At 72.2% G+C, this 21,860-nt stretch carries 14 protein-coding genes and 2 pseudogenes; 9 read left to right on the top strand and 7 right to left on the bottom strand.

Going from position 1 to position 21,860, the window contains the following annotated elements:
• Window positions 1-271 precede the first annotated feature (271 nt).
• From ACFVWY_RS28215 to ACFVWY_RS28190, 6 genes and pseudogenes are all read left to right on the top strand, one after another.
• Window positions 272-1,053: pseudogene (locus ACFVWY_RS28215) on the top strand (helix-turn-helix domain-containing protein).
• 43 nt (window positions 1,054-1,096) lie between these two features.
• Window positions 1,097-1,879: a class I SAM-dependent methyltransferase gene (locus ACFVWY_RS28210; RefSeq protein ID WP_389877376.1), complete on the top strand. Its 783-nt coding sequence runs from the start codon at window positions 1,097-1,099 to the stop codon at window positions 1,877-1,879.
• A 122-nt stretch (window positions 1,880-2,001) separates the two neighbouring features.
• Window positions 2,002-2,544, top strand: coding sequence for a hypothetical protein (locus ACFVWY_RS28205; protein WP_389877375.1), 543 nt, complete (start codon window positions 2,002-2,004; stop codon window positions 2,542-2,544).
• A 547-nt stretch (window positions 2,545-3,091) separates the two neighbouring features.
• The gene (locus tag ACFVWY_RS28200; RefSeq protein WP_389877472.1) at window positions 3,092-3,499 is read left to right on the top strand and encodes a zinc ribbon domain-containing protein; all 408 of its coding nucleotides are present in this window, start codon (window positions 3,092-3,094) and stop codon (window positions 3,497-3,499) included.
• 213 nt (window positions 3,500-3,712) lie between these two features.
• Window positions 3,713-4,993, top strand: coding sequence for an MFS transporter (locus tag ACFVWY_RS28195; protein ID WP_389877373.1), 1,281 nt, complete (start codon window positions 3,713-3,715; stop codon window positions 4,991-4,993).
• 249 nt (window positions 4,994-5,242) lie between these two features.
• Window positions 5,243-5,962 carry an SMI1/KNR4 family protein gene (locus ACFVWY_RS28190; RefSeq protein ID WP_389877372.1) on the top strand — a complete coding sequence of 240 codons (720 nt, stop codon included), beginning with the start codon at window positions 5,243-5,245 and terminating at the stop codon, window positions 5,960-5,962.
• On the opposite strand, the gene ACFVWY_RS28185 is transcribed toward ACFVWY_RS28190, so the two are convergent.
• Window positions 5,944-7,089 (bottom strand): hypothetical protein, encoded by a 1,146-nt coding sequence (locus ACFVWY_RS28185; protein WP_389877370.1) that lies wholly within the window; start codon window positions 7,087-7,089, stop codon window positions 5,944-5,946. The genes ACFVWY_RS28190 and ACFVWY_RS28185 overlap by 19 nt on opposite strands.
• Window positions 7,090-7,253: 164 nt before the next feature.
• On the opposite strand from ACFVWY_RS28185, the gene ACFVWY_RS28180 reads away from it, so the two are divergent.
• Window positions 7,254-7,826 (top strand): O-methyltransferase, encoded by a 573-nt coding sequence (locus ACFVWY_RS28180; RefSeq protein ID WP_389877471.1) that lies wholly within the window; start codon window positions 7,254-7,256, stop codon window positions 7,824-7,826.
• A gap of 13 nt (window positions 7,827-7,839) precedes the next feature.
• On the opposite strand, the gene ACFVWY_RS28175 is transcribed toward ACFVWY_RS28180, so the two are convergent.
• Window positions 7,840-8,415 carry a CGNR zinc finger domain-containing protein gene (locus ACFVWY_RS28175; protein WP_389877368.1) on the bottom strand — a complete coding sequence of 192 codons (576 nt, stop codon included), beginning with the start codon at window positions 8,413-8,415 and terminating at the stop codon, window positions 7,840-7,842.
• Between the two features lie 56 nt (window positions 8,416-8,471).
• Between ACFVWY_RS28175 and ACFVWY_RS28170 the strand changes: the two genes are divergently transcribed.
• Window positions 8,472-9,710, top strand: a complete 1,239-nt coding sequence (locus ACFVWY_RS28170) for an MFS transporter (protein ID WP_389877367.1) — start codon at window positions 8,472-8,474, stop codon at window positions 9,708-9,710.
• Here the strand turns inward: ACFVWY_RS28170 and ACFVWY_RS28165 are convergent.
• On the bottom strand, window positions 9,679-10,938 hold the full coding sequence (locus ACFVWY_RS28165; protein WP_389877366.1) for an erythromycin esterase family protein: 1,260 nt from the start codon (window positions 10,936-10,938) through the stop codon (window positions 9,679-9,681). The genes ACFVWY_RS28170 and ACFVWY_RS28165 overlap by 32 nt on opposite strands.
• 58 nt (window positions 10,939-10,996) lie before the next feature.
• Between ACFVWY_RS28165 and ACFVWY_RS28160 the strand changes: the two are divergent.
• Window positions 10,997-11,740, top strand: a pseudogene (locus tag ACFVWY_RS28160) (TioE family transcriptional regulator); the annotation flags it as partial.
• A gap of 12 nt (window positions 11,741-11,752) precedes the next feature.
• Here ACFVWY_RS28160 and ACFVWY_RS28155 read toward each other — a convergent pair.
• The 4 genes from ACFVWY_RS28155 to eccCa all read right to left on the bottom strand — a co-directional run bounded on the left by ACFVWY_RS28155 (window position 11,753) and on the right by eccCa (window position 21,835).
• Entirely contained in the window at window positions 11,753-12,589 is an 837-nt protein-coding gene (locus ACFVWY_RS28155) for a class I SAM-dependent methyltransferase (RefSeq protein ID WP_389877365.1), read from the bottom strand.
• A 49-nt stretch (window positions 12,590-12,638) separates the two neighbouring features.
• A complete protein-coding gene (locus ACFVWY_RS28150) occupies window positions 12,639-13,859 on the bottom strand; it encodes a S8 family serine peptidase (RefSeq protein ID WP_389877363.1) in 1,221 nt (406 codons plus the stop codon).
• Window positions 13,860-14,433: 574 nt separating this feature from the next.
• Window positions 14,434-17,724, bottom strand: a complete 3,291-nt coding sequence (locus ACFVWY_RS28145; protein WP_389877361.1) for an AAA family ATPase — start codon at window positions 17,722-17,724, stop codon at window positions 14,434-14,436.
• Window positions 17,725-17,887: 163 nt separating this feature from the next.
• Window positions 17,888-21,835: a type VII secretion protein EccCa gene (eccCa, locus tag ACFVWY_RS28140; protein WP_389877360.1), complete on the bottom strand. Its 3,948-nt coding sequence runs from the start codon at window positions 21,833-21,835 to the stop codon at window positions 17,888-17,890.
• Window positions 21,836-21,860 lie beyond the last annotated feature (25 nt).

Below are 21,860 nucleotides of genomic sequence, written 5' to 3'. Positions count from 1 at the left end.
CGGCGTGCCCCCCCCGGGGGGCAGCGACCCCGCGCCCAAGCGAAGACTCCGAGCCGGTCTGCTCCTCGTTGTCTTCGTCGAGCCCGCCTGCGGCCGGGTCGTGCAGCGGTCGCAGGCCGTCGGCGGCCGGAGTGGCCGCGGTGAAGCTGTAGCGGCCCAGGACATTGAGGTTCTTGTGTTTGAGCCAGTGCTCTGACCACGTAGGTTCGCCCGGTTGGGTGTCCGAGCGGTTGGGTGAGCGGTGACGTCCGGTCCGATCGCTGGGGGTGCGGTGGCTGAGCCTGCCCGTGTGCGCGGGTTGACTGGGCAGGAGGGGCAGAGGCTGCAGCAGATCGTGCGCCGGGGCAGCACCAGCTCGGTGCGCTACCGGCGCGCGATGATGTTGCTCGCCTCGGCTGGCGGGAGCCTGGTGCCGGTGATCGCGAAGTTGGTGCAGACCGACGAGGACACGGTTCAAGACGTGATCCATCGGCTCAACGAGATTGGTCTGGCCTGCTTGGACCCTCGGTAGGCGGGAGGCCGCCCCCGCCTGCTCAGTCCTGACGACGAGGACTTCGTCGTGCAGACGGCCACCACCCGCCCGACCAATGCTTCCACGGCTGCTACTCCCCGTCGGTGACGACACTCTGTGGGCCGTCAACCGCAGGAAGAAGGGCGCTGTGAACACCGTGGCCGTCCTGAAGCCGATCCGCGCGGCCCGCCCGGACAGTGCCCCGATCTGCGTCCTCCTGGACAGCCTCTCCGCTCACCAGGGCAAGACCATCCGGAGCTGGGCAAAGAAGAAGCGGGTCGAGCTGTGCTTTACCCCGACGTACGGGCCCTGGGCCAACCCGATTGAGGCCCGCTCCGGACCATTGCGGCAGTTCGCCATCGCCAACTCCCACCATCCCACCCACACCGCACAGCCCCGATTCCTTGCACGCCTACCTCCGCTGGGGCAACGCGAACACCCGCCACCCTGACGTGCTGGCCGCCCAGCGCCGCGAACGCGCCCGTGTCCGCAGTGAGAAGGGCATCCGCTGGGGTGGCCGAAGACAGGCGGCCGCTGCCTAAAACTGTCCGCACACCCCGGCGGCCACGCACTACGGTGGGATACATGTCGGAGCTCTCCGTGCGGGATTTCTACGACGATCTGGCCCGCGACTACCACCTGTTGTTCCGGGACTGGGACGCGAGCATGGCCTACCAGGCCGAGGTATTGGGCGGGCTCCTGCGCCAATCTCTCGGCGCAGGACCGCACAGCGTGCTGGACTGCTCGTGCGGGATCGGAACCCAGGCCATCGGCCTGGCTCTGGCCGGGCACCAGGTCATCGGCAGCGACCTGAGCCCGGTCGCCGCCGCGCGCGCCACCACCGAGGCGGCGGCCCGGGGCAGCCTGCTTCCGACCGCTGCGGCCGACATGTGCCAACTGCCTTTCAAAGACGCATTATTCGACGTCGTTCTCTGCGCGGACAACTCGCTCACGCACCTGCTCTCCGGGCCAGATCTCCGGGCGGCACTCCTCGGCATGAGACGGGTACTCCGAGACGACGGACTGTTGATGATCACAGTCCGGGCCTACGACGAGACGCGCCGGACCAGACCCACGGCGACACCTCCCCAGGTCACGGAAACACGCGACGGCCAAGCGATCACCTTCCAGCTGTGGCACTGGCACGAAGACGGCGAGCGCTACGACCAGGAGCACTTCCAGCTCATCCCCGCGGAGAACACCTGGCATGTCCGAGTCCGCCGGAGCACCTGCTGGGCACTGACGACGCCACAGCTGACAGAGTTCGTGGCTGAAGCCGGCTTCACCGGCATCACCTGGCACAGTCCGGCCTCCAGCGGGTACTACCAGCCCGTGCTCACCGCACAGCGCGCTCCCTCAGCGCCGTAGCCCAGACATCGGCTCCGCCCTGCCTGGCTTTCCGTTCATCCATGCCAAACCGGTGAACGTTGCCGGTCAGAGACTAGGAAAAAACCTGGTGGATGGAGGCCGCCCCCGCCACACTCCCAGCCATGCCCACAACTGAAGTGCTGGTCATCTGTGGTCCCGCGGGTGTAGGCAAGTCCTCGACCGCCTACGAGGTCGCTCGTCGCCTCACCGAGCTGAACGTCTCCCACGCTCTGATTGATTCTGATGAACTGGACCGCGTCCATCCCTGGCCACCAGCGGGGCAGGAACCCAGCGAGCTGGCCCGTCGCAACCTCACCGCGCTCTGGGCCAACTTTGCAGCCTTCGGCCACACGCGGCTTCTCATCACGGGCGTGTTCACCAATCTCGGCAGCGAACTTCCCTGGATCTCCGACGCCGTCCCCAACGCCGACATCACGTCCATCCGCCTGATCGCTGGCCTCCCCACCCTCAAGGCCAGGATCGATCGCCGAGAGATCGGTTCAGGCGCCAGCGACCAGCTCCGCCGGACGATCCAGCAGCTTGACCAGATGGGGCAATCGGACCCGGCCGACACACAAGTCATCGACACGAGTGACCAGCAAGTCAGCGACGTCGCGATCCGGATCATCAACGCATGGCTGGGTAAACCGAACACGCAGTCATAGAGCTATGGCCAGGTAGGAGCGGCGGGTTACCCCGCCGCCGCTCTCACGACCGTGCGAGCCACTCACCGCGGCACACGGCTCACGCAAACCCACAGGGCGATTCGGGAGGGCTGTGCTGTGCCCCTGCGTTGGCGGATGGGGCGTCCACGGCGGCAGGAAGCGTGTACGAGCCAGGTCCCCTCGTCGTTTGACCGCGATCCCGCTCTCCCATGGAGATCGAGGTAGTCGGCCGTGATCGCCAGGCGGGCGTCCGTGGCCACGGACGCCGCGCGCAGAAGCGCCTCATCAATTCCCAGCGGGGGCGGTCCCGGACGCAGCAGGGCTCCGCACGCCGGGCCAAGGCCCGCCAGCGTGACGCCCGCCCGTCTTCACCAGGAAGTCGCAGTCCGGCGCGACACAGCACTGCACATGGTGACGAAGCAGCTCGCCATCCGTTGTGCCGTCGTCGCGATCGAGGACCTCAACGCCGCGGGCATGACCGGCTCCGGGCACCACAGCGGCCCCCGGCCCGAAGGTCAGGCGGGAGGCTGGCGTCAACCGGCCCGCCCTGGGCACCGCCCCCGGCGAGCTGTGCCGCCAGCTCACCTGCACATCTTCCTGGTGCGGTTCCCGGCTCGCGGTCCTTGACCGCTGGTGGCCGTCCAGCAAGACCTGCTCGGCCTGCGGATGGCAATACCCACGTCTGACGCTGGCCGACAGGGCGTTCCACCGTTACGCGTGCGGACTGCGGACCGACCGCGACACCCACGTCACCCGCAACATCGCGGCCCACGCCGTCCTCGACGGTCTGTCGGACTTCCCGGCCCTCGGGCCGGGAAGCAGGAAGCGAAGAAGTGGGAAGGCGCCGGACCCACCAGCCCGGCGCCACCTCGGCGGAGCAGTCTACCGACGTCCCCCAACCCACACCAAGAACAGGAAAAACCGCTCTGAACGCCCTGGCCACGAAGGGGTCTGACCAGGCGTGTGAGGGACGACCGCAGGAGCCAGCCCTGCCCCGCCCCGTCTTCGTCCCCTCATCTCAGCGGGACGGCCGAACGACATATGAGGAGAAGAGAACGAGTACCTGTTTCTGATCTCACTTCGAGGTGCTTCCGGTGGTGGCCTGATTACGGGATGGAGGGTGATCCGATTCACTACGCTGAGCGCTTTCGTACCTCAGGAGGCTCGGTTGGTACGGCGGAGCACGCTCGGGCAGGACTTCCGGCGGCTGTGGGGCGCCTACGCGGTCAGCGCAGCGGGCAGCGCCGTCGGCATGGGGGTGCTGCCGCTGATCGCCCTCCTGGTGCTGGACTCCTCGGCGTTCCAGGTTTCTGTGCTCGCTGCGTTGTCCGCGGTGGCCAGCGCGGTGATCGCTCTACCGCTCGGTGCGCGTATCGAGCACCGGTACAAGCGGCCGGTCATGGTCACCGCCGACCTGGCCCGCTGCGCGCTGCTGGCAAGCATTCCGGTCGCCATGGCGTTCGACAAGCTCACCTTCACCCAGTTGTGTGTCGTCGGCGTTCTTCAGACGGCGGCTTCCGTCGCCTTCGACGCGGCGAGCGGGGCACACCTGAAGGCACTTGTCCTGCCCGAACACCGCCTTCGTGCCAACAGCCACTTCGAGACAACCAACTGGATCAGTGTCAGCGCCGGCCCGCCCATCGGCGGGCTCCTGATCGGAGCACTGGGCGCGGCCGCCACCCTGGTGGTCGATGCACTGTCCTTCCTCGGATCAGCCCTGGGGATCCGTCGCATCCGGCAGTCAGAACCAGTGCCACCGGCCCGCGCCGCCACCGCTCACCTGGGCCGCGACATCGCGGCCGGCTGGCAGTACCTCCTGCGCCACCCAGGACTGCGTCCGCTGTTCTTCAACGCCCTGCTCTTCGGCGGATCCATCATGATGGCCTCACCGCTGATGGCCGTCCTCATGCTGGAAGACCTCGAACTGGCACCGTGGCAATACGGACTCGCTCTGGGGCTGCCGTGCCTGGGCGGCGTGCTGGGCTCCCGTCTGGCCCCGCTGCTCACCCGGCACTTTGGGCAGCGTCGCATTCTGCTGCTGTCCGGTGTTGCGCGCACGCTCTGGATGATCCTCATGCCTCTGACGCCGTCCGGTGCCCTCGGCGTGTTCGTCATCGTGGCAGCCGACTTCGGCCTGCTTCTCTCTGCCGGGGTTTTCAATCCGTCTTTCACCACGTACCGGATGGCGGCCACACCGGACGCCTTCATGTCCCGCGTCAGCACCTCCTGGTCTGTCGGCTCGAAGACATGCCAGGCAGCCTTCATGATCACCGGTGGTTTCATCGGTGCCGCGGCCGGGGTCCGCGGCGCTCTGCTCATCGCCGGCCTGCTGTGCATGGCGAGCGCGCTGCTCCTGCCCTGGCGGAAAGCGCACATCTCCACCGAGAGTGTTCCGGCGCCCACGACGGAAGCGATGCCGTCCCCGGCCACGGACAGCCCATCCGCATAGTCATTTCGCCGGACCGCAGTGACGCGACTTCGTCGGGAGTGGGAGAAGTGGTGCTTGGACCACCGTCCGGTGGAGCTGTGCCTGGAGACGGCCTTGCGGCCCGATCGTTGCCGGTCACGGCCCACTGGAGCGGTGCGCGACCAGCCAGAGAAGACCCAGGATCCGTCTGCACCCCGGCAGGCGCCTGCGGTCCCGAATGCTTGGCGGACACCACCGGTGCCCCGTGGGGGCATCCGGGAGGCTGCTCCCATGGGGCGCAGCGACCCGCTCGCGTGCACCGACCGGACCGGCTGGTACAACTGCCATCGACCCCGTACCGGCATCGCGGGCCACACACCCGCCAGCCGCGTCACCAACCTGCCCGAACAGCACACCCAGGTCGCTTGCGTCGTCATCTCGGCGGAGGCGACGTCGTACACCTTCCGGTTCCAGGAGAAGGACCCGTTCGTGACAACGCTTTCAGAGATCACGGCCCTGCTGGGCGAGCCCCGGTTCAACTGGTCGGACCCCGCGCCCTGGGACGGGCTGGAGCGGGAGCTGGGTGTCGAGCTCCCCGCCGACTTCCGGGAGATCACGGACGCCTACGGTTCGATCGAGATCAACAAGCAGCTCTACCTGGAGCACCCCGCCGGTCACCTTCTGCACAGTCTGGGCAGGAGCGTCAGAGACGATCTCGCGTTCTGGCGCGAGGAGGACATGGCGGAGTTCTTGCCGAGCCCGGTCGGGGCTGACCAGGGGGAGCTGATCCCAGTGGCGTCGGCGACGACGGGCGAGGCGGTCTTCCTCCGGGTGCCCGACAGCCCGTCAGCGCTCTGGCGCGTCGTGGTCCAGGAGTTCGACAGCCCGGCCTGGACGCTCTACGAGATGACGTTCGGCGAGTGGCTGCTGGCCTATCTCAAGGGCCGGGACGTGACCCTGTGCTCGCGGAACCTCGCACCCGACGGTCCGTTCTACACGTTCCTGCCCTGAGCGTGAGGCGCCGTGCCCCCGCCCTCCTCCGCACGGCGCGCCATGGCCCGCAGGAGGAGGGCGGCCGTAATGCCCGCGACCGCCCCGAAGACCAGGGCGGCGGTGACGTGGTCACCGAGGCCGTCCGCCAGGGGCACCAGCCCCTGGTAGAAGTCCGTCCCGCCCACGGCCATCCGCACGGTCTGACAGGCCAGCAGCCCGAGCACGGTCGCGCACACCGCTCCCGCCGCCATCGCCGGGACGGTGGCCCGGGTGAGCAGCGCGGGCAGGTGCCGCAGCGCCCACCACACCAGGACGAGCAGCAGTGCGTCGACGGCCCGGTACAGCAGCCAGTCGTCCACCGGCGCGCCCGCCGGACCCGACCAAGCCCCGAGCAGCAGCCACTGGCGCAGCAGTTCACCCGGCTCGGCCAGCACCCCGGTGCCCGGGTCGACCGCCTGGATGCGGGCGGCGACCGGCTGGTAGGAGAGGACCAGCAGCGACACCGCGATCACCACGGTCCCGGCGGTGGCGGCCAGGCGGGCGGCACGTGCCGGGACCACCGCCCGCGGAGCCGGTCCCGATGCCCTCGCGGTGATCCGGGCGATGGGCACCGCGGCGGCCGCCGCAACCAGTGCGCTCGCCAGGACGACCTGCCGGCCGCCGGACACCGTGCTCGCCAGCTGCGGCAGGAAGCGGAAACCGGCGTTCCCCCGCGAGGCGATCAGCCACGGCGCGGACACCGTCACCGCGAGAGTCCCGGCCACCAGACCCCAGGCCCACAGCGCGAGCGACGCGGCCGGTACGCGGCCGTTCACCGGCGGCAGCCTGCGGATCAGGAGCAGCGCCCCGGGTACGAAGAAGGCGAAGACCGAGGCGAACCGGATCTGCATCCCGGTCCGGTAAAGAGTGAGATAGCGGGCGCCGTCGTCCGCGCCGGGGAACCCGCCGATGTTCCGGAGCGCGGTCGGCGGGTCGTACGACCAAGGTGCGAACCAGCGCTCCAGGCCAGCGGTGGCCTGGCCGCCGATCACATCGGTCGCCCCCCGCAGATGAAGGACCTGCGCGCTGGACCCCGCCCACCACAGGAGCACGGTGAGGAGCAGCCCCGCTGCCACGGCCGGTACTGCCGCCTGCCGGTACGTCAACTTCCGGTCCTCTCAAGACTGTTCACTCAGCGCTTCCCTGGTTCTGGAGCGTACGAGCCGCCGGTCACGTACGGATCACAGCCGTACGTCAGCTTGTCCGGAAGGTGGTCCCGCACACGCGGTGTCCGTGTCTGGGTAGCGTCGTGCCCACGACGACAGAGGAGCTGACCATGAGGGAACGTGCTGTTCCGGACCGGGTAGCGGCGGCGGAGCGCATCGCCGCCGAGCTGGGATTCGAGAAGAGCTGCATCCGTGAGGTGGGCAGGCTGCTCCGCACGGCCGCCGCCGCGAAGCCGAACGGAGTGGTCGCGGAGAGCGGCACCGGCTCAGGAGTGGGCACCGCCTGGCTGCACAGCGGCCTCGGTGCCGGTGCACGTCTGGTCACCGTGGAACGCGACGGGGAACTGGCCCGCCGGGCCGCCGGTGTGTTCGCGGACGACGAACGGGTCAGCGTACTGGCCGGGGACTGGCGGCTGCTGGAACGGCATGCCCCCTTCGACGTCTTCTTCTGCGACGGGGGCGGCAAGCGGGACGATGCGCAGCGGGTGGTCGACCTGCTCGCACCCGGTGGCCTGCTCGTTCTGGACGACTTCACCCCCTCATCCCACTGGCCGCCCCGCTTCGAGGGCGAAGTGGACGAGCTGCGCCTCTTCTACCTCACACATCCGGACCTGGAAGCCGCCGAAGTGCTCACCACACCGACGAGTTCGGCCATCGTCGCCTCCCGGCGCGCGTAACGCGGCGGCGGTGTCAGTGCCCGCCCGGCTGCCGTGCCGTGCGGGAGCGCCGGTGGGCCGCCACGCGTTCGCGGGTGGCGCACCGGCGGGAGCAGTAGCGGCGCTCCGGTCCGCTGCCCTGCGTGAGGAAGACGTTCCGGCAGCCGGCCGACGCGCAGATTCTGCCGGGCGGCTGCTGCCGGTCCCAGACGAGGACCGTCAGGGCCACGCAGGACGAGGCGAGGAGCCACTCGTCCCAGGGCGCGTCGTCGTCCCGGTCGAGATGGGGATGCCACGGGGTGCCGTTCCCGTGCGAGGTCAGCCGGAGCGGACCGGCGTGTTCCCGCAGAAGGCGGTTGAGGGCGACGGCGGCTTCGTCGGTGGTCGGGGCGGCGAAGACCTCCCGCAGAAGGGCGGCGGCCGTACGCATCGTGGCGACATCGTGAGTGGTGAGGCCGAGGGGGTCCGCCTCTCCGTGGGCGCGGAGCACATCGGCGACTTCGGCAGGGTCCGGGGAGTCGTTGTCCAGAACGTTGACCAGTGCGGCCGTACGCCGCGCCATGGTCAGCACGGAGTGCCGGGTGGACCAGTCGTCGAGGGGGGCGGGCATGCGGGCAATGTAACGCATGTAGCGGAGTTTTGAGTTACTTACGTAACATCCCGGCCATGCAGAGGCGTTACCCCCTCCGGCTCTACCTGGCCGGAACCCTGGCGGCCCGTGCCGGAGACGAGATGGCGGGACCAGCGCTGTTGCTGACGGGATTCACGGCGGCCGGATCGTCCGGCGACGCGTCGTTGCTGCTCGCGGGCATCACGGTCTCCTCGGCGGTCGGAGGGCCGGTGCTCGGGGCGCTCCTTGACCGCGCGGAGCGGCCGGGACACCTGCTGGCCATGGCCCTGGTGCTGTACGCGGCCGGTCTGGGGGCGGTGCTCGCGGCCCTGGGCCGCCTGCCGTTCGCCGTCACCGTCCTGATCGCCGTCTGTACGGGGCTGCTGGGACCGGCGCTGTCGGGTGGGTGGACGGCCCAGCTGCCCCGCGTGGCGACGGGTGAGCGTCTGCCCCGGGCGAACGCGCTCGATGCCATGACGTTCGGCGCGGCGAGCCTGGCGGGCCCCGCGCTCGCGGGTGGCGCGGCGGAGCTGCTGGGCGCGCCGGCGGCCGTGGTGGTCGCGGCGGGGCTCATCGGGGTGGCCCTGCCGGCCGCGTGGCTGCTGCCCGCCGCACCCGCTCGTCCGACGCCGGGGCGCGGTCCCGGCCGGAGCGCCGGCCGGGGGCTTCGGACGGGACCGGTGAGCGGCGAGATCGCCGCCGGAGTACGGGCCATCGCCGGGAGTCCGCCGCTGGCCCGCGCCACCCTGAGCTCGGTCGTCTGCTGCGCGGCCCAGGGCATGCTGACGGCGTGCACCGCACCGCTCGGCGAGCACGTCCTGGGCAGCGCGGGCCGCGGGGCGATGCTGCTCTCCTTCGCGGCGGTCTCCGCTCTGGTGGTCAACGCCGTACGTGTACGGTTCCCGCGCCGCGCCGCACCCGCCACGGTCATCCGGGCTGGTGCCCTGGTTCAGGCGGCGGCCCTGGTGCTGGCGGCGTCGCTCCGGCCGGGCCCGCTGATCGTGGCGATGCTGCTGCTCGGGGCGGGCGAAGGCCCCCAGCTGACGGCCCTGTTCGCGGTCCGCCACGCCGAGGCCCCGGAGCGGCTGCGCGGACAGATCTTCACCACCGGCGCCAGCCTGAAGATCACCGGATTCGCCCTGGGGGCCTCGGCCGCCGGACCGCTCGTCCCCTGGTCCCTCCCCGGCACGCTCCTGCTCGCCGCGAGCGTTTCGGTCCTCGGCGGGATGGTGTCGAGCAGGGGCGGACGGGAGGTGCCGCGGTCTACGGAGCCGGGTCCGGCAGGACGTCCTTGACGAACACGATCCCGTCGGCCCCGGCCAGGTGCGCCGGGTCGAACGCGGCATAACCGTAGTAGGGGGACACCCGGGGCGCGGGGAGTGTGTCGCCGAGGGCGGAGGCCAGCTGGCCAGCGTCGACGACGCAGCGCTCCTCCGGGAGCGCGTACAGCATCCCTTCGAGGGTGTCCGGGGGCGGTGTGCCCACGCCCCGGTGCCGGATCGTGCCGAGCGCCGTGGCCAGGAACGCGTACTCCCTGCCCAGCCGGGCAGCGACCAGCGCGCCCGCGCTCCACCACTCCAGGGGCAGGCCGTCCATCCGCATCGTGCTCCGCTCCCGCTGGGCATGGCCGTTGTGGGAGTGGACGAGCGCCGGGCCCCGTTCGGCGACGGCGAGGAGATGGCCGGCCATCATCGAGTCCCGCAGGCTCACCAGGCGCGCCAGACGGTTCGGTGCGGGGTCGGCCATCCGGAAGTGGTAGCGCAACAGGCCGGTGGCGGTACGCGCGTACAGGCGTGCCCGGTCCAGGCCGTCCTGCGGACCCGTCGCGAGCAGCCGCGGCGTCTCCGTGTCGAGCAGCGCCACGAGTTCGTCGGCGAGCAGCCGCGGCGTCTCCGTGTCGAGCAGCGCCACGAGTTCGTCGGCGAGCAGCCGCAGCTCCTTGGCATCGGCCGAGCTTCCCACCGAGCGGTCCGGGTTCCTCATCGCCGCGGGTTCGGTCCACCGGTCGTCCGTGCCGAGCAGCCGGTCGAGGGTTTCCACGGTGCACGGGAGCAGACCGGCGTCCAGCCGGGCCGCGAGGTAGCCGTGGAGTGCGGTGAGCGCCTGCCGGGGGCTCGCGGCGCCGGTGATCTCCAGCGGACCGTCGAAACCGGCGAACCGGAGCCGGTCCTCCTCGGGCCGGCCGTCGTTGAACGCCCGCATCCAGCACACGAGTTCACGGTTTCCCGCCAACGCGCCCCAGCCGTGGCTGAACCCGTGTTCCATGACGGCGCCGAGGGTGCCCGTGCCCGCGGTGACGTAGTCGTCGACGACCAGGCCCCTCAGGCAGTCGCTCTCGATCGCGATCGTCCGGTAGCCCTCCTGCTCGACAAGCTGCCGGAAGAGGTCGTTGCGCAGCCGGAGAAGCGTGTCCTCCTCGTGGGTGGGCTCGCCCAGGGCGAGCAGCCGGGGCCGGTGTGCGAGCAGCCGCATGACAGCGGCGGCTTCGACGGCATGGGTGGTGTCTCTGATGTTAGTGACCATGCATTCAACGCTATCGTTGAAGTCTCGGTTGAGACTTGTTCGCTAAACCGGCAGGAGTTTGATGCGAAACCTTCAAACTGGCAGGAAGCTCAGGCCAGTTGATCTGGCGCGCGCGCACGGCCTGTCGACCCAGGCGGTCAGGAACTACGAGCGGGACGGCATCCTCCCGGCCGCGGACCGGACGCCCCACGGCTACCGCGCCTACACCGCGCTGCACGCCCAGGCCCTGCGGACCTTCCTCGCCCTGCTGCCCGGCCATGGCCACCAGCGGGCGGCGTCGGTCATGCGTGCGGTGAACAGCGGCGCGGCCGAGGAGGCGCTGCGCCTCGTCGACGAGAGCCACGCCCAGCTCCTCGACGACCGCGGAACCCTCCAGGCCGTGGAGAGCGCCCTGGCCGGACTGGCACCCACCACCACGCCCGGCCCCGGAACCGAGGACGTGCCCACCGTTCCGGGAGCCGGGGGCACGTTCATCGGACCGTTGGCCCGGCGGCTCGGCATCCGGCCCGCGACCCTGCGCGCATGGGAGCGCGCCGGTCTGGTGCGCCCCGGCCGCGACCCGAGGACCGGCTACCGCGTCTACCGGGCCGCCGACGTACGGGACGCCCGTATGACCCACCAGCTCAGACGCGGCGGATACCCCCTGGAGCGGATCGCCCCGCTGCTCTCCCAGGTACGGGAGGCAGGAGGACGGCAACCGCTGGAATCCGCCCTGCACGACTGGCACGGCCGCCTGTCCGCCCGTGGCCGTGCGATGCTCGCCGGGGCGGCCGAACTGGACGCGTACCTGCGGGCACATGAGGAAAGGGGCGGGTCAGGGGCGGCGGCGACCCCACGCGGAGACCAGGGGGGCGGTGGCGAGGTCCAGGCCGCCCGCGGTCACGTTCGCCAGATGACGGTCGATCTCCGCGTCGTCGGCGAGCCCCTCGCCCACCAGCAGGCCGCGGATCTGCCGTACGGTCGCGGCTTCGAGGACCGCGCAGGCGGGTGAGGTGATCGGGAAGTACGCATCGGCCCCGATCCCTTCCAGGCCCGCCTCGCGCAGCAGCCGGGGCAGCGTCCTGCCGTACGCGAGGTCCGCGCCGCGCCCGGCCATCAGGGAACGGAACCCGGCGCGCAGCCGGTTCGCGAGCGCCTGCTCGGGGCCGGACTCGTCCGGGCACAGCAGCGGTTGCAGCCCCGGGTCGGCGTCCTCCAGGAGCAGCCACCCGCCGGGCCGCAGCGCCTGGATCATACGGCGCAGCGCCTCGGCGCGGTCGGCGACGTGGACCAGGACCAGCCGGGCGTGGACGAGGTCGAAGCCACCGGGCGGCGGCGGGTCCGCCGCCACATCGTGACGCAGTACCTCGATCGCGCCGCCGCCGACGCCTGCGGTCCACGACACGTCGATGTCGGTGGCGACCACCGCGCCCGTCGGCCCGACCCGCTCGGCGAGCCCGAGCGGCACGGACGGGGATCCGGCGCCGACCTCCCAGCACCGCATGCCGTGGGTGATGCCGAGGCGGTCGACGTGCCGGAACGTCACCGGATCGAACAGCTCGCTGAGGGCGCCGAAGCGAATCCCGGCCTCCGATTGCCGGTTGTCCAGCAGGTAGCCCCGCCCCGCGGGCTGATCGGAGGCGCCGGGCTCAGCGGCGTCGTGTTCGGCCATGGGGCGATTCTCGCAGAGGAAGGGGGCCGTGCACCGGACGGCCGACCCGTCAGCCGGACCCCGGCGTACCCGGGCGCCAGCCCCGGCGGCGGGCCCGGGGGAAGGTGAACACGATGAAGCCCGTGACGAGCACGGCGGTCCCGGCGGCGGCGGTGACGGCGATCGCCGTGGTGCGGCCGTGGTGTTCCTCGGGCGGCGGCATGCGCAGTGCGGCAGGGCCCGGAGAGGGCGGTGCGGACGGGACGGCGGCGAGCGGGGCGGTCACGGCCGCGGCGGGGTCCACCGTGCCCGCGCCGACCAGCGCCCTGCCGGCCGGGATGTGATAGGCCGTCGCGATGAGCCGGTCGGTCAGTTGCGCGGGCGTCAGCTCCGGGTGCGCGGCGACGGCGAGCGCGGCGGTACCCGCGACGAAGGCGGTGGCCAGCTCGGCACCGTCTCCCGTGAAACTGCCCGTGCCGCCGGGGCCGATGCTCATGACGGCGGTGCCGGGCGCCGCCAGGTCGGGCGCGGTACGGGGGGCGAGCTTCTGGTCGGGCACGCCGCCCGGTCCGAGCGCGGCGACGGCCAGGACGTCCGGCAGCGCCGCCGGGTAGGCGGCCGGTGCGGGGGAGTTCCCGGACCCGGCGAGGGACCTGTTCGACGCGTACGCCGGGGCGATCACCAACGCGCCGCGCCGCACCGCGTTGCGTACCGCCGAGGCCAGTGCCGGGCTGCTCCTGGTCAGCGCGATCGGCACGTCGATGACCCGCGCACGGCGGGCGACGGCCGCGTCGATCCCGGCGGCGACGCTGTTCGCGGTGGCGGTGCCGTCCGCCGTCGTGGCGCGGACCGCGATGATCCGGGCCTCCGGGGCGACCCCCGCGAAGCCTGTCCCCGGGCGTGGCGCGGCGGCGATCAGACCCGCGACGAACGTGCCGTGACCGATGCAGTCGGTGCCGGAGGAGTCCGGGACAGGCGTGACACGGCCCGCCAGGGCCGGGCTGTGCCGGGCGTCCACGCCGGTGTCGACGACGGCGACGGTGGCCCCCGCGCCACGGGTGGTCTCCCAGGCGCGGGACGGGGCGATGTACTGCTGCGCCCACGGGACGTCGACGGGGCGCCTCTTCGACGGCTTGACGCATCCGCCGCCCTGCGGCGGAGCCGAGGAGATCCGGGGCAGGGCGGTGTCCGCCGCGGCGGGGGAGGCCGCCGCGAGCGGCCCCGCCACGGCCAGGGCGGCGGTCAGCAGCACAGGGAGCGCGTGCACCGCGGTGCGGGTCGGCCGGGTCATCGGGACGTACCCCCTTCCGTGGCCGGGGCCTCGGCCCTGCCGGGCGCGGCGGTCCCGGGGCGCGGGGCACGGCCCGGTGAAGCGCCGGGTGTCGCGGTGCGCGGCCTGCCCGTCGCACCGGGCGCGGAGGCCGCCGCACCCGGCACGGGGCGGGGAGCGGTGCGCTCCTGCCACGAGGAGGGGGCGGCGGACGCTCCGCCCCTCGGGCGGCGCGGGTCACGTACCGGGGCGGAGGCAGGGCCGGACGGCGCGCCGGCCGAACCGGGCGGAGTACCGGCTGAGCCCGAGGGCGCACCGGAGGAGCCCGACGGAGCGGTGGTGTTCCGGGGGCGGGAGGCGACGGGCGGCCGGGCGGTGCTTCCCGGGCTGGTCCCGGTCCCCTGGGCGTCGCTGATGCCGGACCCGGCGGTGGGGCGGGGCCGCGGCGCGGGCCGGACCGGTTCGTCCACCCGCCGGGGTACCTCCGTGGTGCCTTCGTCCAGCACCGCTCGCGGGCAGGCGGGGTTGAAGGATTCGAAACAGGTGGCGCACCGGCCGGTGTTGCGGTGCCTGCCCGTCGCCGTGTGTTCGTCCGTCATTCCGTCACATCCTCGGGAAGCAGCAGCCGCAACTGGTCCATGTCGGCGTCCGGGAGGAACGCGAGCCGCCCGGCCTGACGAGTCATCATCTGTTCGAGCACGGTGCGGGCGTAGCGGCCGTTGCCGAAGCTCGGACCCCGGTCGACCCCGGCGAAGTGGCGGCGCAGCGCCTCCAGCGTGGCGGGCGCGCAGGTGTAGCCGTCCCGGGTGCTCTGACGGTGCACGATCTCGACCAGCTCGTCCGCGTCGTACGACTCGAAGGTGACGGTGCGTCCGAAGCGGGAGGCCAGACCCGGGTTGGAGCCCAGGAAGCGGGCCATCTCGCCCTCGTAGCCCGCGGCCACCACGACCGTGTCGTCGCGGTGGTCCTCCATCAGCTTGAGGAGGGTGTCGACGGCCTCCCGGCCGAAGTCGGAGCCCGAGCCGCCCTCGGGCGTGAGGGTGTACGCCTCGTCGATGAAGAGCACTCCGCCCCGGGCCCGCGCGAACATCTCCTTGGTGAGCTGCGCGGTGTGGCCGACGTACCGGCCGACGAGATCGGCGCGGGAGACCTCCACCAACTGGCCGCGCGGCAGCACCGACATCGCGCCCAGGAGCTCGCCGTACAGCCGGGCCACCGACGTCTTGCCGGTGCCGGGCGGGCCGGTGAACACCAGGTGGTGGGCGATGGCCGGGGCGGGCAGTCCGGCCGCCTTGCGGCGGCGCGCGGCCGACAGCAGATTGACGACGTCGCGGACCTGCGCCTTGACCCCGTCCAGGCCGATCAGACCGTCGAGTTCGGCGAGCAGTCTGGTGAGGCGCTCGGTCTGGCCGCCTCCCGGACCGTCCTCGCCCGCGATGGCACCGGCCGCCTCCTCGCCGACGTCCGTGGGGAGGAGCACGGTCAGGTCCTCCTCGGTGATGTCCGGGGACTCGGCGAGACGGAACGCCTGACGGTCCACCATCTCCTCGAACACCTTGCGGGCCGCGCGGGCGTTGCCGAACGACTCGTCCCGGTGCATCTGCTCGAAGTGGTGGACCAGGGCCCGCTCGGTGTCCTCGCGGAAGGTGAACCGGTTCTGCTCGCCCTGGCGCTTCACGATGGTCAGCAGCTCGTCCGCCGAGTAGTTCTCGAACTCCAGCGTGCGGCTGAAGCGCGAGCCCAGACCGGGGTTGGACTCCAGGAAGCTCCGCATCTGCCGGGAGTACCCGGCGGCGATGACGACGACATCCTCGCGGTGGTCCTCCATCAGTTTGACCAGGGTGTCGACGGCCTCCCGGCCGAAGTCGGGCCCACTGCCCCCGTCCGCGGTGAGGGTGTACGCCTCGTCGATGAACAGCACTCCGCCCAGGGCCTGTTCGAAGACCTCCGTGGTCTTGATGGCGGTGCCGCCGATGATCTTCGCGACGAGGTCGGCACGGGCCACCTCCACCAGATGCCCGGAGCGCAGCACGCCGAGCGAGGCGAGGATCGAGCCGTAGAGCCGGGCGACCGTGGTCTTGCCGGTGCCGGGCGGACCGGCGAAGACGAGATGGCGGGCGGTGGCCGGGACGGGCAGCCCCATCTCGCGGCGCCGCCGGGCCAGCTTGTTGAGGTTGACCAGCGTCGCCACCTGTTCCTTGACGGCACGCAGTCCCACGAGCTCGTCGAGCCGGGCGAGCGGACCGGACGGCGTCCCGCCGTCCGTGCCGTCGGCCTCCGGTCCGGCGGCGCCGTCGCCACGTCCCCCGAGGGTGTCGGCCTCACCGTTGCCGTCGCTGGTCAGGCCATCCGCGGCGAGGCTGCCGCCGGGGGCGGTGTGGCGGATTCCGGCCCCGGCGTTTCCGGTGACGGTGCAGCCCGCGGCGCGTACGGGACGTTCGGTGGCGATCCGGAGGCCGTCGGCCTTGTTGTCGGTGAACTCGCACTCCGTCAGCTCGGCGGCGGCTCCGGCGCCGACGAGCGCGCCGTGGCTCCGGCTGCGCAGCACCCGGGCCCGGACGGCGGTCAGCCCGGCCCCGTCGCCGGTGACCGTGATGCCTTCGGTGCCGGAGTCCTCGATGAGGGTGTCGACGAGTTCGGGCGCGCACGTCCCGGCGGCGGCGAACCCGGCCGTCCGGCTGCCGCGGACAGCGACGTCCTGGAAGGCGGGGCTCGCCCCGTCGACCCGGATGCCGCACTGCGCGGCGTCGATGACCGTGGTCATCTCGATGCGGCCGCGCGCGTCGTCCCGGGCGTGCAGGCCGTGGCCCCCGGACTCGACGATCTCGACGTCGCGGAGCCTGGCCCGGTTGCCGCCGGCGAGGACGATGCCGTGGCCGCCCGACCGGTGCACGGTCACCCGGTCCACGCGGGGCGCGCTGTCGGCGTCGAGGAGGAGGCCCTCGGCCTTGCCGCCGGTGACGAACGTGCGCTGGATGGTCGGCGCGGCGTTGCCGCGTACCAGGATTCCGGCGGCGAGGGAGTTCTCGACCAGGCAGTCCGAGAGGGTGCCGCGGGCCTGCTCGATCGCGGCGATGCCGTTGCCGCCCGAGCCCCGGGTCTCCACGTTGTTGAGGGTGGGCGCGGTGGTGGCGGAGAGCAGCACACCGTGGGTGGTGCTGTCGACGGCGGCACAGCCGGTGAGGACGGGCAGCGCGGTGGAGGAGATGTGGAAGCCGATGGTGCAGCCGTTGGCGCGTACGTCGGTGAGCCGGGTGGTGGCCTGCTCCTCCAGGGCGACACCGGGCTTGGGGGTGCCGTCGACGGTGAGGCGCTCGACGGTTCCTCCCGCGCGCCCGTTGGCGAGCAGGCCGTTGCCGCGGGCGCCCCGGACCACGCAGTCACGGATCGCGGGCGCGGAGTCGTCGCCGAGCACCAGACCGGAGCTGCCGAGGTCTTCGAAGACGCAGTCCTCGACGACGCTGGGTTCGGGGGAGAGGTCGACGAACCCGGCGCCGGACGGGTTGGCGATGACGCAGTCGCGCATGGCGAGGGAACCGTGCTCGCGGGAGAGCAGCGCGGTCCACGAGCTGGCGAGCACCCGGCAGCCTTCCAGGGCGGCCTGCCCGCGTGGGACATCGACGACGGGGGCGTCCTCGTCACTGCCGCGCAGGATCAGTCCGGAGAGCTTGACGGCCTCGGCGACGACCTGCACGGCGCTGCCCGACCGGGGGGATATCTCGGGCGGGTCGTCGGGGTCGTCGGCGACGACGGTGACCATCTTGGTGATGACCAGGCACTCGTCGTAGCGGCCGGGGCGTAGCCGGATCACCCCTCCCGGCCGGGCGGCGGTGAGCGCCGGTGCGATGCCCTGGTACGGGTCCGTGACGATGGTCTGGCGGGCCATGGCGTTCCTTTCTCGTCGTGGTCGGCTCTCCGCCGGTTCCCCGGCGCCCGGCCCGTCGAGGGGGAGCGGCCGGGCAGTGTCCCGTGGAGGCCGCCCGCACCAGGGCGGCGGTGCGGGCGGCCCGCGCGCGGGGCCGAGGGGGCGGCGGGAGGGTGCCGGGCCGTCAGGACCGGTGTGCCGTCTGGATCTGCACCGTACGGCGGCGGGTGATGTACAGGCCCCGTCCCGCAGGCAGGATACGTGGCTTCGTACCGGCCACCACCTGGCCTTCCGCGGGCGGACAGCTCATCATCAGCACCGGGGTGTTGGCTTCCACCATGCGCCGCAGCAGCTGGTCGGACATCATCGCCCGGCCGGAGCCGTTCGCACTGCGGGCCACGACGATGTGCAGACCGATCTCGTCGGCCTGGGCGAGGAACTCGTGCAGCGCGCCGAACGGATCGCCGCCGCTCAGCCCGCTCGTGGAGACCAGTTCGTGGTCGTCGACGAGAAGGAACAGCCGGGGGCCGCTCCACCAGTCGCGCAGTCTCAGCCGGGCCGGGGCGATCTCGGGGCCCGGAACCCGGTCCTTCATGGCCCGCGCCACCCCGTCGACCATCTGTGCCAGCAGGCCGGCGCCGGTGGCGTAGCCGAGACGGTGCGACTCGGGCACCGATTCGGCGAGACCGCGCCGGTAGTCGACGAGCACGATCCGGGCCTCGTCGGGGGTGTAGCGGGTGCAGATCGCGTCGGCCAGCTGGGCGAGCAGGTTCGACTTGCCGGACTCCACATCACCGACGACCACCAGGTGCGGGTGTTCCTCGAAGTCGTGGCGGAACACGTCGAGCCGCTGGTCCTCCAGGCCGAGCGGGACGCGCAGGTCGCCGTCGGGGGCGGGCAGTTCGGCCGCCGGGAGGCTCATCGGGAGCATCCGGACCCGCGGGGCGTTCGGGCCGTCCCAGCCGGCCGTGACCTCCCGTACGAGGGCGGCGACGCCGTCCGCGATGGTCTCCGCGTTCGGATCGCCGTCGTTACGGGGGAGGGCGGTCAGGTAGTGCATCCGGTCGGCGGTCAGACCGCGGCCCGGGATCGTCGGTACGGTCCCCGCGGCCCGCATGTTGACCATCGAGTCCACGGGGTCGCCGAGGCGCAGCTCGAAGCGGGTGCCGAGCTGGTCGCGCAGGGCGGCGGAGATCTCCATCCAGCGCCCGGAGGCCACGATCAGATGCACCCCGAAGTTGAGGCCCCGCGAGGCGATCAGGTTGAAGGTGGGGGCGAGGTCCATGAAGTCCTGGCGGATGGTGTTCCAGCCGTCCACCACGAGGAAGACGTCGCCATGCGCCTCGTCGGGGAACTCACCGGCGGCCCGGCGGCGCCGGAAGTCGGCCATGGACTCCACGCCCCGCTCCGCGAAGAGCAGCTCGCGATGGGTGATGACCTGGCTGACCTCGGCGATGGTACGGGCCATCCGCTCGGGATCCAGGCGCCCGGTGACGCCGCCGACGTGCGGCAGCCCGGTGAGCGAGGTGAGCGTCCCGCCGCCGAAGTCCAGGCAGTAGAACTGGACGTCGCGCGGGGTGTGGGTGAGCGCGAGCGCCGTGACCAGCGTACGGATCAGGGTGGATTTGCCGGACTGCGGACCGCCCGCGATGCCGACATGGCCGCCCGCGCCCGACAGATCGGCCACCAGTTCGTCGCGGCGCTGGTCGAAGGGGCGGTCGATGACACCGACCGGAACGGTGAGGAACTTCCCCCCGGGCGTTCCGGGCGGCGGCAGCAGAAGGTCGAGTGTCGGGGGTTCGTCCAGCGGAGCCAGCCACACCTGGTGGGCGGGCGGCCCGGAGCGCTCCAGCTTGTCGACGGCGACGGCGAGCAGGCTGGGCCCGGAGGCGTTCTCCTCCTCAGGCTCGTGCTCCGGCTCCGTGTCGGGGGCGGTGGGAAGGTTCCGGGGCGGAACCCAGCCCGCCTCGAACGGCACCACCTGCCCGGCGACCACCGCGCGGCGCACCGCGGGGCGGGTGGCCCGGTACCGGCCGGACACATAGGCGGCTTTGAAGCGGGTGAGCGCGCCGACGTCGTTCTTCAGCAGGCCGCTGCCGGGCTGCGGCGGCAGCTCGTAGGCGTCCGGCACGCCGAGCACGCCCCGGCTCTCCATCGCGGAGAAGGTGCGCAGCGCGATGCGGTAGGAGAGGTGGCCCTCCAGCTGGTTGATCCGGCCCTCGTCCAGGCGCTGCGAGGCGAGCAGAAGGTGGACGGAGAGCGAACGGCCGAGCCGGCCGATCATCACGAAGAGGTCGAGGAAGTCGCGGTGCGCGGCGAGCAGTTCGCTGAACTCGTCGACCACCACGAACAGGGTCGGCAGCGGGGCGAGGTCGGTGCCGTTGGCCCGCGCCTCCTCGTACTCACGGACGGACGAGTAGTTGCCCGCCTTGCGCAGCAGCTCCTGACGGCGGACGAGTTCGCCGTGCAGGGCGTCCTTCATCCGCTCGACCAGCGCCGCCTCGTCCGCCAGGTTGGTGATGACGGCCGAGGTGTGCGGCAGCCGGTCCAGGCCGAGGAAGGTCGCCCCGCCCTTGAAGTCGGTGAGGACGAAGTTGAGCGTCTCGGAGGAATGGGTGAGCGCCAGCGCGAGCACCAGGGTGCGCAGCAGCTCGGACTTGCCGGAGCCGGTGGCACCGATCAGCATGCCGTGCGGGCCCATGCCGCCCTGCGCGGACTCCTTGAGGTCGAGGTCGACGTGCCCGCCGTCCGAGCCGATGCCGATCGGCACCCGCATCCGCTCCGCGGTGGCCCGCGGCCGGTGCAGATCGGCGGCCTCGGCGGCGTGCAGATCGCGGATGCCCAGCAGGTCGGTGAGCTCCGTGTCCTCCTGCAAGGGGCGCTCGGCCCGGGCGGCGGCACCGAGCCGGAAGGGCGCGAGAGTGGTGGCGAGGGCACGGGAGGCGTGCAGACCGAGCGCGTCCGGCCGGCCCAGCTCCGTCTCGGACGGCTTGCCGTCCGGCGCGGTGGACAGCAGGGTCAGCGCGTCGGGTGCGACCCGCAGCCGCAGGGTGCCGCGCGTCTGGCAGGCGCCCTCCAGGGTGCCTCGTACGTCGATGACGGCGCAGTTGCGGTAGCCGGACTCGGCGAGCCGGGCCCCGGGGGGCACGGAGGCGGTGTCCAGGACGACGACGGTGAAGGGCTCGTCGCGGCTGGGCTCCGCGCCGGGCTCGAACGACGGCCGCCCGGCGAACTCCTCACCGAGCAGCGGCTCCAGCTCCGAGACCGTCTCGGCGACCAGGCGGGCCGGGCCCACCCCGTCGACGTCGGCCTGGTGCTGCACGTGCGGCAGCCACTTGGCCCAGGACCAGGACGGCAGCGCGTCACCGTCCGCGACCACGGCGATCGTCAGGTCCTCGGGGGCGTGGGCCACCGCGAGCTGGGCGACCAGCGCGCGGGCCGCGGCCCTGGACGTGGTGCGGTGCTCGTCCGTGGCGGTGAGCAGCACCCGGGCGAACGAGCGCAGACGCACGGCCACCGGCTGGTCGCCGACCGTCGAGTACGCGTGGATGAAGCGGCGCAGAGCGTGCGCGGAGAGCGGCTCCAGGTCCTCGACCGGCTTGGTGGACAGTGGCGCGAGGGTGAGCGCGAGCTGCTGTTCACCCGTCCCGATCCGCGCCTCGCCGAAGTCGTCGTGGGTGGCGCGCCGTTCCCACAGACGCCCCGTGCGGGCGACCGACCAGAGCGCCTGCGGCAGCGGGTGGCGCCACTCCTGGGCCTGCCGCTGCTGGTCGACCACCTTGCGGATGCGGCGTCGGCTCGTCGTCAGGTACCGCAGATAGTCACGGCGTTCGGCGCGCAGCTTGCGCTTGCGGTCCCCGGCGGCCCGGAGGAACTGGGCGACCAGCATGGCGATGGCCGAGGTGGCCATCATGCCGACCGACACCCACATCAGCACCCCGTTGCCGTCGCCCGGCCGGATGAAGATGAGCACCATGCCGAGCGAGCTCAACGCCATCGGCAGGTAGGTGATGATGCCGCCCATGGCGCCCTGGGGCTCCGGGAGGGACGGTGGCTCCTGAAGCGTCAGTTCGCCCTCGGGCATGCGCGGGCCGACCCGGCGCGGGGGCCGCCGAAAAATGACGGTGCTCAAACCGGCTCCCGACTCGAAGTGTCGA

The organism is Streptomyces sp. NPDC058195, assembly GCF_042883525.1.
Taxonomy (GTDB): Bacteria; Actinomycetota; Actinomycetes; order Streptomycetales; family Streptomycetaceae; genus Streptomyces.
This window is presented reverse-complemented; position numbering and strand designations above follow the sequence as displayed.

Coding starts and splice junctions, on each gene's coding strand:
- ACFVWY_RS28210 (WP_389877376.1), top strand. CDS start 1,097: ATGTCGGAGCTCTCCGTGCGGGATTTCTACGACGATCTGGCCCGCGAC.
- ACFVWY_RS28205 (WP_389877375.1), top strand. CDS start 2,002: ATGCCCACAACTGAAGTGCTGGTCATCTGTGGTCCCGCGGGTGTAGGC.
- ACFVWY_RS28190 (WP_389877372.1), top strand. CDS start 5,243: ATGGGGCGCAGCGACCCGCTCGCGTGCACCGACCGGACCGGCTGGTAC.
- ACFVWY_RS28175 (WP_389877368.1), bottom strand. CDS start 8,415: ATGCCCGCCCCCCTCGACGACTGGTCCACCCGGCACTCCGTGCTGACC.
- ACFVWY_RS28170 (WP_389877367.1), top strand. CDS start 8,472: ATGCAGAGGCGTTACCCCCTCCGGCTCTACCTGGCCGGAACCCTGGCG.
- ACFVWY_RS28165 (WP_389877366.1), bottom strand. CDS start 10,938: ATGGTCACTAACATCAGAGACACCACCCATGCCGTCGAAGCCGCCGCT.
- ACFVWY_RS28155 (WP_389877365.1), bottom strand. CDS start 12,589: ATGGCCGAACACGACGCCGCTGAGCCCGGCGCCTCCGATCAGCCCGCG.
- ACFVWY_RS28150 (WP_389877363.1), bottom strand. CDS start 13,859: ATGACCCGGCCGACCCGCACCGCGGTGCACGCGCTCCCTGTGCTGCTG.
- ACFVWY_RS28145 (WP_389877361.1), bottom strand. CDS start 17,724: ATGGCCCGCCAGACCATCGTCACGGACCCGTACCAGGGCATCGCACCG.